Annotated in this window: 9 protein-coding genes; 6 read left to right on the forward strand and 3 right to left on the reverse strand. The window is 53.5% G+C overall.

Annotated elements, in window-relative coordinates:
• Nucleotides 1-323: 323 nt before the first annotated feature.
• From MKY12_RS09265 to MKY12_RS09275, 3 genes are all read right to left on the reverse strand, one after another.
• On the reverse strand, nucleotides 324-1,277 hold the full coding sequence (locus MKY12_RS09265; protein ID WP_339255288.1) for an ROK family protein: 954 nt from the start codon (nucleotides 1,275-1,277) through the stop codon (nucleotides 324-326).
• Complete coding sequence (locus MKY12_RS09270; RefSeq protein WP_339313548.1) at nucleotides 1,267-3,093, reverse strand: class I mannose-6-phosphate isomerase; 1,827 nt, start codon at nucleotides 3,091-3,093, stop codon at nucleotides 1,267-1,269. The genes MKY12_RS09265 and MKY12_RS09270 overlap by 11 nt, the downstream gene beginning before the upstream one ends.
• A 108-nt stretch (nucleotides 3,094-3,201) precedes the next feature.
• On the reverse strand, nucleotides 3,202-4,101 hold the full coding sequence (locus tag MKY12_RS09275; protein ID WP_339313550.1) for an AraC family transcriptional regulator: 900 nt from the start codon (nucleotides 4,099-4,101) through the stop codon (nucleotides 3,202-3,204).
• An 81-nt stretch (nucleotides 4,102-4,182) separates the two neighbouring features.
• Between MKY12_RS09275 and MKY12_RS09280 the strand changes: the two genes are divergently transcribed.
• The 6 genes from MKY12_RS09280 to MKY12_RS09305 all read left to right on the forward strand — a co-directional run bounded on the left by MKY12_RS09280 (nucleotide 4,183) and on the right by MKY12_RS09305 (nucleotide 14,501).
• Nucleotides 4,183-5,715: a helix-turn-helix domain-containing protein gene (locus MKY12_RS09280; RefSeq protein WP_339313552.1), complete on the forward strand. Its 1,533-nt coding sequence runs from the start codon at nucleotides 4,183-4,185 to the stop codon at nucleotides 5,713-5,715.
• A gap of 156 nt (nucleotides 5,716-5,871) precedes the next feature.
• A complete protein-coding gene (locus tag MKY12_RS09285) occupies nucleotides 5,872-7,569 on the forward strand; it encodes an extracellular solute-binding protein (RefSeq protein ID WP_339313554.1) in 1,698 nt (565 codons plus the stop codon).
• Nucleotides 7,566-8,456 (forward strand): ABC transporter permease subunit, encoded by an 891-nt coding sequence (locus MKY12_RS09290; RefSeq protein ID WP_036725300.1) that lies wholly within the window; start codon nucleotides 7,566-7,568, stop codon nucleotides 8,454-8,456. Before MKY12_RS09285 ends, MKY12_RS09290 begins: the two co-directional genes overlap by 4 nt.
• A 15-nt stretch (nucleotides 8,457-8,471) precedes the next feature.
• Complete coding sequence (locus MKY12_RS09295; RefSeq protein WP_209874386.1) at nucleotides 8,472-9,353, forward strand: carbohydrate ABC transporter permease; 882 nt, start codon at nucleotides 8,472-8,474, stop codon at nucleotides 9,351-9,353.
• Nucleotides 9,354-9,477: 124 nt separating this feature from the next.
• Nucleotides 9,478-11,202, forward strand: a complete 1,725-nt coding sequence (locus tag MKY12_RS09300) for a sensor histidine kinase (RefSeq protein WP_339313557.1) — start codon at nucleotides 9,478-9,480, stop codon at nucleotides 11,200-11,202.
• A gap of 245 nt (nucleotides 11,203-11,447) precedes the next feature.
• Nucleotides 11,448-14,501 carry a PAS domain S-box protein gene (locus tag MKY12_RS09305; protein ID WP_339313559.1) on the forward strand — a complete coding sequence of 1,018 codons (3,054 nt, stop codon included), beginning with the start codon at nucleotides 11,448-11,450 and terminating at the stop codon, nucleotides 14,499-14,501.
• The last annotated feature ends 3 nt before the right edge of the window (nucleotides 14,502-14,504 follow it).

A 14,504-nucleotide genomic window follows, 5' to 3' on the forward strand; every position in this document is an offset into this window, starting at 1 on the left:
AATAGTTGGATTTTGTACACTTGTTGATGGACGATGGGACCCTGCGGCGGCAACAGTTGTATAAACAGCACTTAAATTCTCCGATTTCACCCCAAGCAGCGAAAACGCACAATAGCAGATGTAGTTTATCTACTTGCTTCCGTCCATCCCTCAGGAATGGTCAATTTAAGATACGTTTTTCCACTTGTGATCCTAAGCTGGACGGTTGCAACGACGAAGCGCACGGCGAAGCTAGCCGCGAAGCACACGGCAAAAGCACATGGTCAAGCTTGCGGCGAAGCTCGCCTCGAAGCTCATGACGAAGCACATGACGAACCCCTCGCCTATCCCTCACTGAACATCCGGGCAATGCCCCGGAAGGTATACGCGAGTACATGCTCCGCCGTGCGGACCGTCAAGGCGGGGGAGGAAGACCTGTGCAAGCGGTTCAGCAAGGCAGGCTCGAATAGGTCATGGCTTCGGGAGATTTGCCCGCCCAGCATGATGAAGTCCGGCCGGTAACCGTCCACGTAAGGCTGGAGCAGCTCCCCGAGCCGGGCTCCGAATTCGGCGAATACCCCGCGCGCGGCAGCATTCCCCTCTCTGGCTTCATGGGCAAGCTCCTTCACATCCATGTTCGCTCCCGGAAGCCCAGCCTCCCCAATCCCCGCTTCACGGGCCAGCTTCAGGATGCCTCTCCTGGAGAACCAATCATCCGCCCTGCCGTCAAGATAAGGCTGGTCATACAGCCAGCCGTTCGGCGGGATGCCCGGCCCTGATTCCATGATCCGGGAGTTGTCGATGAAGGCGGAACCGAGGCCGGTTCCTAGCGTCAAGGCCATGAACCGCTTACGCGGGAATTCGGCGCTGACTCCCAGCGCAAACAGGCGGGCGTCATTCTCGAAGCGGATATCCATGTCCGGCAGCGTGCCGGCCTCCCGGGAGCTGCCAGCGTGCCAGCGTGCGCGTAAGGCTTGGCCCAGATTCAGCCCGTAGATCGCCTCGAATTTGCCAAGCCCCCGGATCAGACAGACGCCCTGCCTGTAATCGAACGGGCCGGGAAAAGCCATCCCGATATGATAGCGGCAGTCCGTTACAGCGTCCCGGTACCTATGCTGATACAGGTTGTACTGGGCCTGAAAGATAGACATGAAATGGTCAAGGATCGTTTCCCGGTCCCGGTCAGCCAGGGCGGGGAATTCCATGTCACTGCCTTGCAGCGGAAGGCCGTCCTCCAGCACGCAGGTCTTAATAAAGGTTCCGCCCACATCCAGCGCAAGTACGATATCACGGCTCAAGGAGACTCACATCCCATGCTGCGGAGACACCGGCCTTGATCAGCTTGCAGGGGCCGGAACCGGTATTGAGAATGTTGTATTTCCCAAGTACAGCCGGGAGAATATACGATTCCGCATAATGCAGCTCCACAAACACCGCCTCGTCCTCAGCAGACACAATCCGCACTGCCTCTCCTTCAACGAGGTTATACATGGTCATTTCGCCGCGCGTATCGTCTTTCCAGGTATCCTTCAGATGAACACGGTGGACATAGAACAGCAGATCACTGCGCTGTCCCAGTACATACTCTTCATTCTCTCCTTGCTGCTGCAGGAGCACCGGCGAAGGCATGAGCTGATCTTCAACCCGGGCGGTCTTCTGCGTGAAGTCAATATTATCGAAGGCGAAGTCGATATTGATCGGCCGGGGTTTGCCGTCCAGGTCCTTGCGCAGGAAATCATAGATTTTGAAGGTGAACCACCAGGTGGTAGAGGAGATCTCCAGCACCAGATTGTCTTTGCCTGCGGAATGAACGGTTCCGGGCGGGATCAGGAACAGCTCGCCCTTCCGGGACGCATAACGGTTGACATAATCGGTCAGCGGCAGCGGGATGCCTGTCTCCTGAGCCTTCTGCACTTCATGGCGGAACTGCTCAGGTAGGCAGTCTTCAGTCAGTCCCAGATAGACCGCGGAATCTCCCTGCTGCTCCATGATGTAATAGGATTCCTGCTGGGCCATGAATTCATTGAATTGGCTGCGGATATAGTCCTGGGTGGGGTGGACCTGGCAGGACAGATTGTCTCCGTCCATCGTGTCCAGATAGTTGAAGCGGATCGGGAAATAATCTCCGAATAAGCCCGTCAGACGTTCCCCCAGAATCGCTGGATGCTCCTGCTGCATGACCAGCAGAAACGGAATCTCCATCTCTTTGCCTTCATACCCTACAAGGATGGAATTCTCGGGGGCGATCGGCTCAAAGCTCCAGGCGCAGTTCACCCAATCCTCCGGCAGATCAGCCAGCTGTTTGAGGAATTGTCCGCCCCATACCCCCGGTGCATAAAAAGGCTTCACCCGCAGCGGTGACCCGGCAATATCCGAGATCATCCGGCGCAGGGACGGCACGGCAGTCATGACTGGCTGCTTCGGCTGATTCAGGTCGATATAGTAATCCATTTGATCCAGGATTTGTTTGCGGTAGGTTTCGAGAATAGGCCATTCCACGAACAGGGCGATTTTATATTTCTCCACGGCATCCCGGTTCCAGTTAAGGCCGAAACTCAGCAGCTCCTGCCGGTGGCCGGCCTGCTGGTATTCACGCGAGACATCCAGATAGAAGGAAAGATCGAACCGCCCCTCTCCAAGCCAGTAAGCCCCCGGGCCAAAAACGATACAGAATGCAGCCGAATCCGCACCCGGCTCTGCCTCATCCAGCCTGCGGGCGGCTTCTTCCCTGGCCCCGTCCCGGAAATAATCCTCTATACTTCCGTCAGTGAAATAGCCGAAGGCGCGGTTATCCGTAATATTGGCGGCAAAAAACTCCCGCAGCTCTTCGCCTGACTTGAGATAGCTGCCCGAGCTGATGAGGGACACTGAATGACCCGCTTGCTCAAGCGCATCCACTGCCCGCTGCAGAACGGTTTGAAACGGGGCGCCGTGGGTTCCGTCAAAAGCAACATACAGATTGCCGCTTCCCTTCTCACTGGCGAGCTGAAGCAGGGAAGCGGCAATCGCTGAATAGCCTTCCCGGAGCACTGCGGGAGGAGCAGCCAAGGGGATGTCGTCCTGCGGAACAGGAATGGGGCTGCGTACAAGGTTGACTGGTCGTTTAACAAACATGGGGAACTCACTCCTTCTAAGGGTTTACAACCATTGTAAGGAGTCCTTGCGGAATTATCTTTGAATACGGCGTCTAATTTTTTGTACAATCCGGACATTTGGCGTTGATTAGCTCAGGTTCTGTCTTCCGTCTGCAAACTGCGCTCTGCGGAACCGGGCGGGGGAGACACCAAGCTGCTTGGTGAATACGCGGGTGAAATAGTGCACAGACTCGAAGCCGCAGCGCTCGGCGATATCTTTGATAGGGTAGTCGGTGTGCAGCAGCAAATCCTTGGCTTGTTGGATTCTTCGTTCCTGAATATAATGGACGAAAGTCTGGCCCAGGCATGCCTGGAAGATCCTCGACAGATGGCGTGGAGAGATATCCAGTTCCAGGGCCACTTGGGCCATGTGCAGCGGGGAGGACAGATTGTCGCGGATATAGCGCTTGGCCCGTTCCAAATGGCGGTGTTCCCCGCTGTCCTCCTTCATTGCCCCGGCCTGCAGATGGGGTTCGGGGGAGAACGCCTGCGGGAACGAATGCAGCAGAGCAAGCGCCAGATGATTCATCGGCAGCCTGGACACCCCCGCTTCGCTCTCGGCCAGGCTGAAGAGGGTCCGCCAGATTCGGGCAGAGAGTGCGGCAGCTTCATGCGGGGCTATGGCCTGCCCTCCGGCGGCGAGTTCCTGAAACGGCTTGCGGCCGTCCGCAGAGCTTAAGGCTTCGTCGATTTCAAAGGCAATGAAGAACAGGACCAGCCCCTGCTCACTGCGGATCTGGTGCCAGATGCCCGGACGTGAGCAGAACAGGGTTCCCGGCTCCAGGGGGAAGAGCGCATCGTCATCCTGGTAAGAGCCGGTGCCTTGCTGGACATAACAGACTTCAAAAAAAGAATGGCGGTGCAGGGAATTATTATAATGATTCGGCATGAAGCCCCAGTAATGAATATGAAATGAGGTTTGTCCGTCACTGATATTTGAGATATGCTGATTCAAAAGTGCATTGGCTTTGCGGTACGCCAGGCGCATGGCGGGACCTCCTCATGGTGTAGGCTTCAATGAAATGATAACGTTTGCTTATGATTCTATCAGACATCAGGAGGGAACTCTATGTTTACCATATTGATCGTGGATGATGAGAAAATTGAACGGGACGGCATCCGGGGGCTGATCGCTGACATGAACTACGAGCTGCGGGTTGCCGAAGCGGAGAACGGGGAGAAGGCGCTGGAGTATCTTCGTCTGAACCCGGTGGACATCCTGCTCACAGATATCAAAATGCCCTTCATGGGCGGTCTGGAGCTGGCGGAGCAGGCAAGCCTGGCGCAGCCCTCCCTGGAAATTATTATCTACAGTGCTTACGGGGAATTTGACTATGCCCGCCGGGCGCTCTATACCAATGCTTCCAGCTATCTGCTGAAGCCGATTGATATTGAGGAGTTCGCCGGGGTGATGTCAGGCGTGATACAGAAATGCGCGGATAAGGCCACCCAGCAGCGCCGCACTGCCGAGCTTATGCAGGGGTATCAAAAGGGCCTGGAGTATGAAAGGGAGAAGTGGCTGACCGATGTGCTGAACGGGGTTCAGGTGATCGCGGATGATGCCGCTCTGCCGTTCGGAGGGAAGCCGGCCGCTCTGCTGCTGATTGATTTCAAGGAGCGTTTCTTTGACCGCAGCTACGAGGCATTTGAACAAGCGGCAGAGCAGCTTACAGCCGGTGAATATGAGCTGCTGAACCTGAATGAATATCAAAGTGTGCTTATGGTCCCTTGCCCAGGCAGCGGCGGACAGAAGAGGATCAGGGAGATGAGTGAAGCGCTGGCGGAGCGGATCGCGGAACGCTTTTACCGGTATTGCTGCATCGTATACAGCCCCGTGATCTCCGATTGGCAGGAGGTTTCGGCGTGTTATGAGCAGATGGAGCAGACGCTGGACTACAAATTCTTTTTTGAAGATACGGTGGTACTGTTTGCCGGAGATGATCTGGCGGGCCGTGTCCCGGAGCTTGTCAGCACCGAGACGCTGATGGCGGATATCAACCAATTCATTAACCATGGGGAATATGCAGGCGCAGCCAAAAGCATTGAGCTTCTGTTCAGCCACTTGAGCCGGAACGGCGGATCTTCTGCAATCTATGTTAAGTATCTCTGTTCGGACCTGGTGCGGAATGCGTTTGAACAATCAGCCCGCAGGCAGAAGGCGGATTTCCAGCAAACGGTAGAGCGTATCTTCAAAAGCGATTCGATTCTCGGGGTGAAGCAAGTGCTGCTTCAGGCGCTATCGGAAATAGAACCGGACAACGGCCCTCCCGATGAGAGCAAACGCCATATTGTCCAGCAGGTCATCCGGATTGTGGAAAAGGATTTCAGGGAAGATATCAGTCTGGAGGTCATCGCCGGGCGCGTATCGCTTAATCCCAGCTACCTGAGCCATTTATTCAAGAAAGAAACCGGGCAGAGCCTGATCAAATTCATCACTCAGCAGCGTCTGGAACGGGCACGGCATCTACTGGACAGCACCAATATGAAAATCGTCGATATCGCTGAACATGCCGGCTACTGGAGCTCCTCCTACTTCTGCCAGACCTTTAAAAAATATTACGGCATCAGTCCGCAGAAATATCGTGAAATACTGGACGAATAATAGTACGAATTATTGGAGAGCACCTGCGGGTGCTTTTTACTTCCAAATTAATTGACGCGTATCCAAAGAATTTGGGATTTCGCTCCCTTCCAGGCTAATTTACAATTTAACTGTAAGCATGAAAGCGTTTTATAACAAAGTTTGGGAGGGGCATCTATGAGATTGAAGAAAATTCGTGTTATGGCCTTGCTGCTGTCCATGGTAATGGTGCTGGGAGTGCTGGCGGCCTGCGGCAGCAGTCCAAAGGAGGAGAAGGTTGCTGCGCCCGCCGGCAGTGAGTCCACGAATGCCGGAGGCAATGAACCATCCGCCACCGCCAAGGAGGACGATGGACCCTTCAGCAAATATGAAGAACCCGTTACCGTGTCTCTGGGGAGACAGGGCGTATCGGGGAATAACCTGCCGGCAGGAGATACGCTGGAGAATAACAAGTATCTGAAATATGTCGAGGACCGCCTGAATGTAAAGGTGAAATACGATTTCTCGGTAGAAGACCAGGATGCGTATAACCAGAAGGTTACCCTGGCGATCTCGAGCAATTCCCTGCCGGACATTCTGGTGGTGGATGAACAGCAGTTTAAGAGAATGGCCAAAGCGGGTATGCTGGCCGATCTGACCGAGTTATACGATCAATATGCCTCGCCGTTGATTAAAGATTATTACAATTCTTACACAGGAGACCGGGTGCTGAACACCGGAAGAATCGACGGCAAGCTGATGGCGCTGCCCAATACCAACATCGACGGCAATTATCAGCTCCTGTGGATACGCCAGGACTGGCTGAACAAGCTGAAGCTTGAGACGCCCCGTACCATGGATGAAGTTAAGACTGTGATTAAGGCGTTCAAGGAGCAGGACCCTGACGGTAACGGGAAAGCGGATACCGTTGGTCTGCTTGGCGATAAAAGTGTGGTTGCAGACGGCGGCTTCTTCACCTTCGATCCGATCTTCAATGCCAATCATGCCTATCCGAAGAATTGGTTCAAGGATGAGGGAGGAAACATCATCTACGGCTCCACGACTCCAGAGACCAAGCAGGCGCTCTCTGAGCTGAGAGAGATGTATGCGGACGGGTTGATTGACAAAGAGTTCTTGACCCGGAAGTATGAGGATAATGCCGGGCTGGTGTCAGGCGGCCGGGCTGGTATCCTGTTCGCCCCCTGGTTCGGAGGCTGGGCGTTGTCTGATGCGGTGAAGGCCAACCCGGAAGCGGATTGGGTGCCGCTGGCTGTGCCGCTGGATGGAGACGGCAAACGGAATATCGTACCATCCACTCCGTCAGGAACCTTCATGGTGGTGAACAAGAAGGCGGAGCACCCCGAAGCTGCCTTGAAAATGCTCAGCGTGGAGTATGAAGGCATCCGCCTGATTGATCCGGCATCGCAGGAGCTGTATAAGGATCTGGGTGTAGGCTGGCTCAATTATCCGATTAATGTGCAGCTGGATTATCAGGATTCCCTGGCACGCGATGTTCCAATCTATGAGAAGGTGATTAAGGATAAGAAGCTGGACGGTCTGCCGGCCCGCATCCTGCCAAGAGTCAAGGCGGTCTTGAAGAATAATGAGAATCCGAAACAGGATATTCCCGCTTATGCCGATTCACTAGCCTTCTATACTGCCGCCTCCATCACCGGAGCGAAAGAAATTGTGAAGGTGGAGCCTGTGTTCTACGGCAAGACGGAAGCGATGCTTAAAAAGGGAGCCAATCTGGAAAAACTCGAAAACGAGACCTTTTTGAAAATCATTACCGGCACTTCTCCCCTTGAAGAATTCGACAAGTTCGTGGAGACCTGGAAGAGCATCGGAGGGGAAGAAATCACCAAAGAGGTGGCCGAGGCAGTTGAGTCACCATGAGAAGCAGAGCTTCTATCTGGAATTACCACCTGATGCTGCTCCCCGGCATATTGCTGCTCATAGCATTCAGTGTAGTTCCGATGTTCGGAATCGTGATTGCCTTTCAGGACTTTCAGCCTACGCTGGGCATCTTCCACTCGGAATGGGTGGGCTGGGAGAATTTTGAGTATATGTTCAGCCTGCCGGACAGCAGGCTGATTCTCGGAAACACCCTGAGCATTGCACTTATGAAAATCATTGCCGGATTGACCGTTCCCTTTGTATTTGCACTGCTGTTCCATGAAGTAGCGAATATTAAATTCAAGCGTACCATCCAAACGATTGTGTACCTGCCCCATTTCATGTCCTGGGTCATTCTCTCAGGGGTGCTGATTAACCTGCTCAGTCTGGACGGCATTATCAATCAGATGATCCAGTGGTTCGGCGGCGATCCGATTATGTTCCTTCAGAGCAACCACTGGTTCCGCTTCGTGATTGTGTCCAGCGATGTGTGGAAGGAATTCGGCTTCAATACGATCATCTACATCGCTGCCCTGACTTCCATCAACACCAATCTGTATGAAGCAGCCGCCATTGACGGAGCGAACCGGTTCCAGCGGTTAACCAATATTACGATTCCGGGTCTGATGACCACGGTGATTCTGCTGGCGACCTTAAGCCTCGGCAATGTGCTGAATGCGGGCTTCGAGCAGATTCTCAACCTGTATAATCCGATTGTCTATGAGTCGGGGGATATCATTGATACTTATGTATACCGTTCAGGATTGCTTGAAATCCAGTATGGACTGGCAACAGCGGTAGGCCTGCTCAAATCGGTCGTAAGCTTTGTGCTGATTGCCGCTTCCTATGGTCTGGCTGCCCGGTTTGCCAACTACCGTATTTTCTGACAGAGGTGATTTGCTGTGATCCGTGGAACCAGCCGGACTGTTGATATTGTGATTTATTGTATTCTAACCGTGATTGCTTTTCTCTCCTTGGCCCCTGTACTGAATACCTTGGCTATTTCGTTCAGCGGCAAGGTGGCGGCCATGTCGGGTCAGGTCTTCTTCTGGCCGGTTGATTTCAATCTGGAGGCCTATAAGTCGGTCATCAGTGACCGGAGCTTCTTTACTTCCTTTGGCGTATCTGTGAAAAGAGTGCTGCTCGGAGGAGCCATCAACCTGCTGGTTACGGTGCTGATGGCCTATCCTTTATCGAAATCGAACAAACATTTTCCGGGCAGAAATATCTATATGTGGTTCGTTATCTTCTGTATGCTGTTCAACGGCGGGCTGATCCCGTGGTATATGACGATCAATACGTACGGGCTGCTCGATTCCATCTGGGCGCTTGTGCTGCCTACTGCCGTTCCGGTATTTAATGTAATTCTGCTCATGAACTTCTTCAAAGGTGTTCCGAAGGAGCTGGAGGAGGCTGCCGGGATGGATGGGGCGGGGGCGTGGAGAACGCTGGTGACGATTTATATCCCCATCTCCCTGCCCTCACTGGCGACAGTCACCCTGTTCTCGGTCGTCGGCCACTGGAATGCGTTTTTTGACGGGATGATCCTGATGAACCACAAGGAGAACTGGCCGCTGCAAACGTATATCCAGCAATTGATTATCAGCGTGAATTCGATCATGAACACCACCGATCCGGAAGAGATCAAGCGTCTGTCGAATATGTCGAGCCAACTGCTCAATGCGGCCAAGGTGATGGTCTCGATGATTCCAATCATGCTGATCTATCCGTTTCTGCAGCGGTATTTCGTCAGTGGAATCGTGCTCGGTGCCGTCAAAGAGTAAGCGTACACTGCATGTAAGCGGGTGTCCCGTAAGCCGGAAACGGCTGGGGACACCCCTTTGTTGTTTCGGGGCAGGGCTCATGCGGCGGGCCGCCGCTTTTACAGATTGTTATTTGCCGGGGGCAATGCTACGTTATAAGGACAAGAGGCTTAAGACAGGAGGGGTAGATCTGGAGCGCCCAGGCCGTTTCATCAGGAATTTAAGAATTAAGCATAAGCTGTTTGTCTCTTATTTACTCGTTATCATTATTCCGCTCAGTGTGCTTGGCTGGTATTCGTATGATCAATCCAGGAATCTGCTCGTTCAGCAGGCCCGGCTGACCTTAACTGACAATGTGTCGGAGATCGCCGCCAATCTGGATTATAAGTTCGGCAAGCTCAATGCCGCGCTGGACTCGTTCACCTTCAACTCCAGTGTAGTGTCCGTCTTCAACAATGATTACTCGGACAATTATTATTATATGTACAATGATCTGAACACTATCGTGGAGCCGCTGTTCAATACGCTTCTGTTCCTGAACGAAGAGATCCGCCAGCTGACGGTGTATACAGGGAACAACATCACGGAACGGAAAAATACGATTCTGCCGATTAGCACCGTATCCGGGAAGCCATGGTATGAAGCGGCGATGGCCAGCGGCCAGACGCATTGGATCAAGGAGGGCACGGCCTTGTCCGCGGTGCGGAGAATGGTGGGCGGCTCGGGAACGCAATATGATAACCTGATCTACTTAGGCTTTGACAGCAAGGATATGTTTGCGGGTCTGACCAATGTGGTCTCCGGTGAGTATGGCGTCCTGGTCGAGAATGGAGCGGGGGAGCCTGTGTATGACTATCACAACGGGCTGCCGTCCTTTGAATCGGCTAAGGCGGCGGAAGATCGTGCAAGCGATTTCATCGTGATCTCCCAGACGCTGGGCGTGACGGGCTGGAAGCTTGTCTTTTATATGCCCAAGAACTCGATCGGTGTCGATGCCAAGACGATTCTCCGCGCCACCATGCTCACGGTCGGGATTTGCCTGCTGATTCTGGTGCCTGCGGTCTGGCTGTTGTCGAATGCATTCGTGAGAAGGATCTACCGTCTGAACCGCACGATGAAAAGGGTGACTCGCGGGGACCTGCATGTGGATATTGTGGTCGATTCCAATGACGAGATCGGCGAGCTGACCTCGCGGTTCAAGGATATGCTGCAAAGTCTGAATGAGCTGTTCAATGAAGTCTACCGCAGCAAGGTTGTGCAGAAGGACGCGGAGCTGAAAGCGCTTCAGGCCCAGATCAATCCGCATTTCCTCTATAACTCCCTGTCGCTGATCAACTGGAAGGCTATAAGCATTAAAGCGTATGACATCAGTAAAATCACCACAACCCTCTCCAAATTTTACCGGACGACCCTGAACAGGGGGCAGGATGTCATCAGCGTTCATGATGAACTGGAGAATACGAAATCTTATATTGATCTGCAGCTGATTATGCATGACCACAGCTTCGATGTAGTCTACGAGGTGGACCCGGAGGTGCTGGGCTACCATATGATCAAGCTGATTATGCAGCCTATTGTAGAGAATGCGATTGAGCACGGCGTGGACAACAAGCGGGAGGGGCGAGGCAGAATCAGCCTGCGGGCTTGCTTCGAAGAAGATACAATTGTGTTCGGCATTGAAGACAACGGTCCGGGAATGACTCAGGAGACAATGGATACGGTATTAAGCAGGCAATCCAAATCGTATGGACTGTTCAACGCCCAGGAGAGAATCCGGATTTATTTTGGCGAGGCGTACGGGATCATGATCCACAGCGAAATCGGCCAGGGTACGACCGTGACGGTGAGAATTCCCAGAAGGGCCAAGTAACGAATTCAGGAGACTGGACTAACCTATAACCACCGCCTTGATGTCATGAAAGTGACCAGGGCGGTTTTTTTGTATGTGGATATGCACCGTTTCCAGCGGCAAGCTTACCCTGTGTATCCTCATTAGCGGGACTTTAGGTCTGGAGCATAAATTCCGAAAAAAAGGTATAATGTTACTAAATTATGTCCCCCATTTTCTCAGAGGAGGCTCTAGCTTTGTCCGACACTCTATTTAAGCACTTGTACTTGCGGTCCTCAATAGGATATGCGGCAGTATCCATAACGGATGGTACTATGCTCATGGCCAACCCTGCGCTTTGCGGGATGTTTGGATACACCGAGACCGAACTCAAGGAGCTGCGTTACCAGGATATCGTTTTTCCGGATGAAGGGTCTACCCTGGATCACGGGCAGATTATGAAGGATTTACTAAGCAGCCCCGATATGGCTGTAGATACCGACAAGCGGTTCGTACATAAGAATGGCGAGATGCTCTGGGTTGCCCTGCATCTTTTTCTGATCATTGATGAACAGACCGATCGTCCCTCCCATCTGGTTGCGGAGATGACTGATATTACCGCACGCAAGCTGGCGGAGAAGAAGATAGAGGAGGATCACCAGCTCTTCGAGCTGATTACGGAGCACACCCCGGATATGATTTCATTCGCCGATCCCGATGGAACGCTGCGCTACGTCTCCCCGTCAGTAGAAACGCTGCTCGGCTACCCGGCAAGAGACATGATTGGCCGCAACAAAACGGATTATTACCATGAAGCGGATGCGCTGGAAATGACCGAGCCGGGCAAGCTCTACTCTGACAGTGACACCTTTACACGCAGGGTCAGGCATAAGGACGGCCATTACCTTTGGACCCAGAGCTCCTTTCAGGTGGTACGGAATCGTGAAGGCGAAGTGCGGCAGATCCTGACGATTGCCCATGACATCACCGAGCGGAAGAAGGTTGAAGATATGCTGGCTGCTGCGCAGGAGTTAGGACAAATGGGCTCCTGGGAGTGGAATTCTGTATATGAGCAGCTGATCGTCTCCAGCCAGCTGATGGCTATCTTTGAATTAGGCGGCAATTGCGGAAATCATACCGTGGTTCATTATACTCAGCTGTTTGACTGTGTAGTGCCGGAGGACCTGGACAGATTGCGTGAAGAGCTGCATTATACGCTGAAGTCCGGGGCTAAGGGCGAGGCGATTTTCAGAGTGAAGGGCAGCGAGGAACGTAAGTCTCTCTATGCGCACTGGGAGGTGATCCTGGATGCCTCTGGTAAGGTTCAGCAGATCCGCGGTATGGTGCAGGATGTGACCGAGCGCCAGCGGATGGAGGAGCAGCTGCGAGAGAGCGAGAACCGGTATAAGTCGCTTTTCGAATATAACCCGTCTGCCATCAGTGCCATGGATCTGCAGGGGTACATACAGTCGATGAATGCCAGTCTGGAGCAGCTGACAGGATACAGCAGGGAGACCCTGATGCATTCCAGTTACTGCGAGATTATTGAAGAGGATGAGCTGGAGCATGTGAATATGCGGTTTCTGGCGGCAGCCGGAGGCATGGCCCAGACCTTCGATACCCGGGTGATCCGTCACGACGGCGAGAGGGTGGAGGTAGGGGTGATTTATGTCCCTATGCTGATTGATTCTGAAGTGGTCGGCGTATTCGCCATTACCAGTGATATTACAGAGCCTAAGCGGTATCTGGAGCAGATTGAGAAGCTTAGTTACGAGCATGCGCTGATCCTGAACTCTGTGTCTGAGGGGATTTTTGGCATGAATCTGGAGGGGGAGACTGTATTTATCAACCCCGCTGCGTCGGTCATGCTCGGATATAACCCGGGTGAGCTGGCCGGCAATATCAAGCTGCATACGATAGCGCAGACCTGGATGGACGGCGAGCTGTATCCCGGAGGACACCGGACGCTGGCGGAGCTGCTGAAGACCAACCTCTCGTATGAGCAGGAGCAGGAAGGGATCTTCTGGCGTCAGGATGGCTCCAGCTTCCTGGTCAAATACCGGATGACGGCATTATATGATAACGGAGAGCATAAGGGGGCGGTGGTGGTCTTCCGGGATATCACCGAGGAGAAGGCTGTGGAGCGTGCCAAGGAATCTGCGGAGAAGGCTGACCGGGCCAAGTCGGAGTTCCTGGCGATTATGAGCCACGAGCTGCGTACGCCGATGAATGGAATTATCGGGATGGCCGATCTCCTGTCGGGAACAGAGCTTACGGAGGAACAGCAATATTACACCCAAATTATCAATAAAAGCGGTGCCGCGCTGGTACATATTCTCAACGAGGTGCTGGATTTCAGCAAAATTGAATCCGGCATGATGACGCTGGATCTGCAGCCGGTCGATATCCGGCAGGTCGTTCAGAACGTCTGTGAGCTATTCTATCCGCGTATCCAGGAGAAAGGGCTGGTTCTGCGCAGCCATATTGAGCCCGATCTTCCGGCTGTTGTCATCACCGACGAAACCAGGCTGAGGCAGGTGCTGGTGAACCTCGTCGGCAATGCGGTCAAGTTCACTGAAGAAGGCGAGGTCAGCGTCTGCGTGAAGCTGGAGGCTGCCGGGGAGCCAGGCTCGCTGATTCTGAGGTTCTCGGTAACCGATACCGGTATAGGCATTCCGCAGGGCAGCCAGAACCTGTTATTCCAGTCCTTTTCCCAGCTGGACCCTTCGATCAACCGCAAGTACGGCGGGACGGGACTGGGTCTGGCGATCAGCAAGAAGCTGGTGGAGCTGCTGGATGGCGCGATCGGTGTGAACAGCGTCGAAGGGGAAGGCTCGGAGTTCTACTTCACCATCGGCGTGATGTATTCGGTGGAGGAGCCGGGCCAAGCGCAGCTGGCAGGAGTTGCTGCCACTCAGGAGTATAAGGGCGGAATCTTCAATCTGGATTATCCCGAGGGTCAATACGGGCCGTTGTCCATTCTTATCGCGGAGGATCATCCGGTGAATCAGCAGATCCTGCAGACTTTTCTCAAAAAGCGCGGCTACACCTCTGACCTGGCAGTGAACGGGGAGCAGGCGGTAGAAGCTGTACGGTCCCGGCATTATGATCTGGTGTTCATGGATATTCAGATGCCGGGCATGGACGGGATTGAAGCCACCCGGCAGATCCGCGAGGCGATGGGGCTGTCCCCGGTGATTATTGCCGCCACTGCCTTTGCACGTAAGGAAGATAAAGAGATGTGCCTCCGGGCAGGAATGCAGGACTTTATTCCCAAGCCGATCCGTGGAGATGAGCTGGACAGAGTGCTGAGGGAATGGTCCGGCAGCATCCGCAGATAGTTG

It is taken from the genome of Paenibacillus sp. FSL M7-0896, from assembly GCF_037975415.1.
Taxonomy (GTDB): Bacteria; Bacillota; Bacilli; order Paenibacillales; family Paenibacillaceae; genus Paenibacillus_AQ; species Paenibacillus_AQ silagei.

What these genes read in the sequence shown, in the direction of transcription:
- MKY12_RS09270 (WP_339313548.1), bottom strand. Translation starts at nt 3,093, where the DNA reads ATGTTTGTTAAACGACCAGTCAACCTTGTACGCAGCCCCATTCCTGTT.
- MKY12_RS09275 (WP_339313550.1), bottom strand. Translation starts at nt 4,101, where the DNA reads ATGCGCCTGGCGTACCGCAAAGCCAATGCACTTTTGAATCAGCATATC.
- MKY12_RS09280 (WP_339313552.1), top strand. Translation starts at nt 4,183, where the DNA reads ATGTTTACCATATTGATCGTGGATGATGAGAAAATTGAACGGGACGGC.
- MKY12_RS09285 (WP_339313554.1), top strand. Translation starts at nt 5,872, where the DNA reads ATGAGATTGAAGAAAATTCGTGTTATGGCCTTGCTGCTGTCCATGGTA.
- MKY12_RS09290 (WP_036725300.1), top strand. Translation starts at nt 7,566, where the DNA reads ATGAGAAGCAGAGCTTCTATCTGGAATTACCACCTGATGCTGCTCCCC.
- MKY12_RS09300 (WP_339313557.1), top strand. Translation starts at nt 9,478, where the DNA reads ATGCTACGTTATAAGGACAAGAGGCTTAAGACAGGAGGGGTAGATCTG.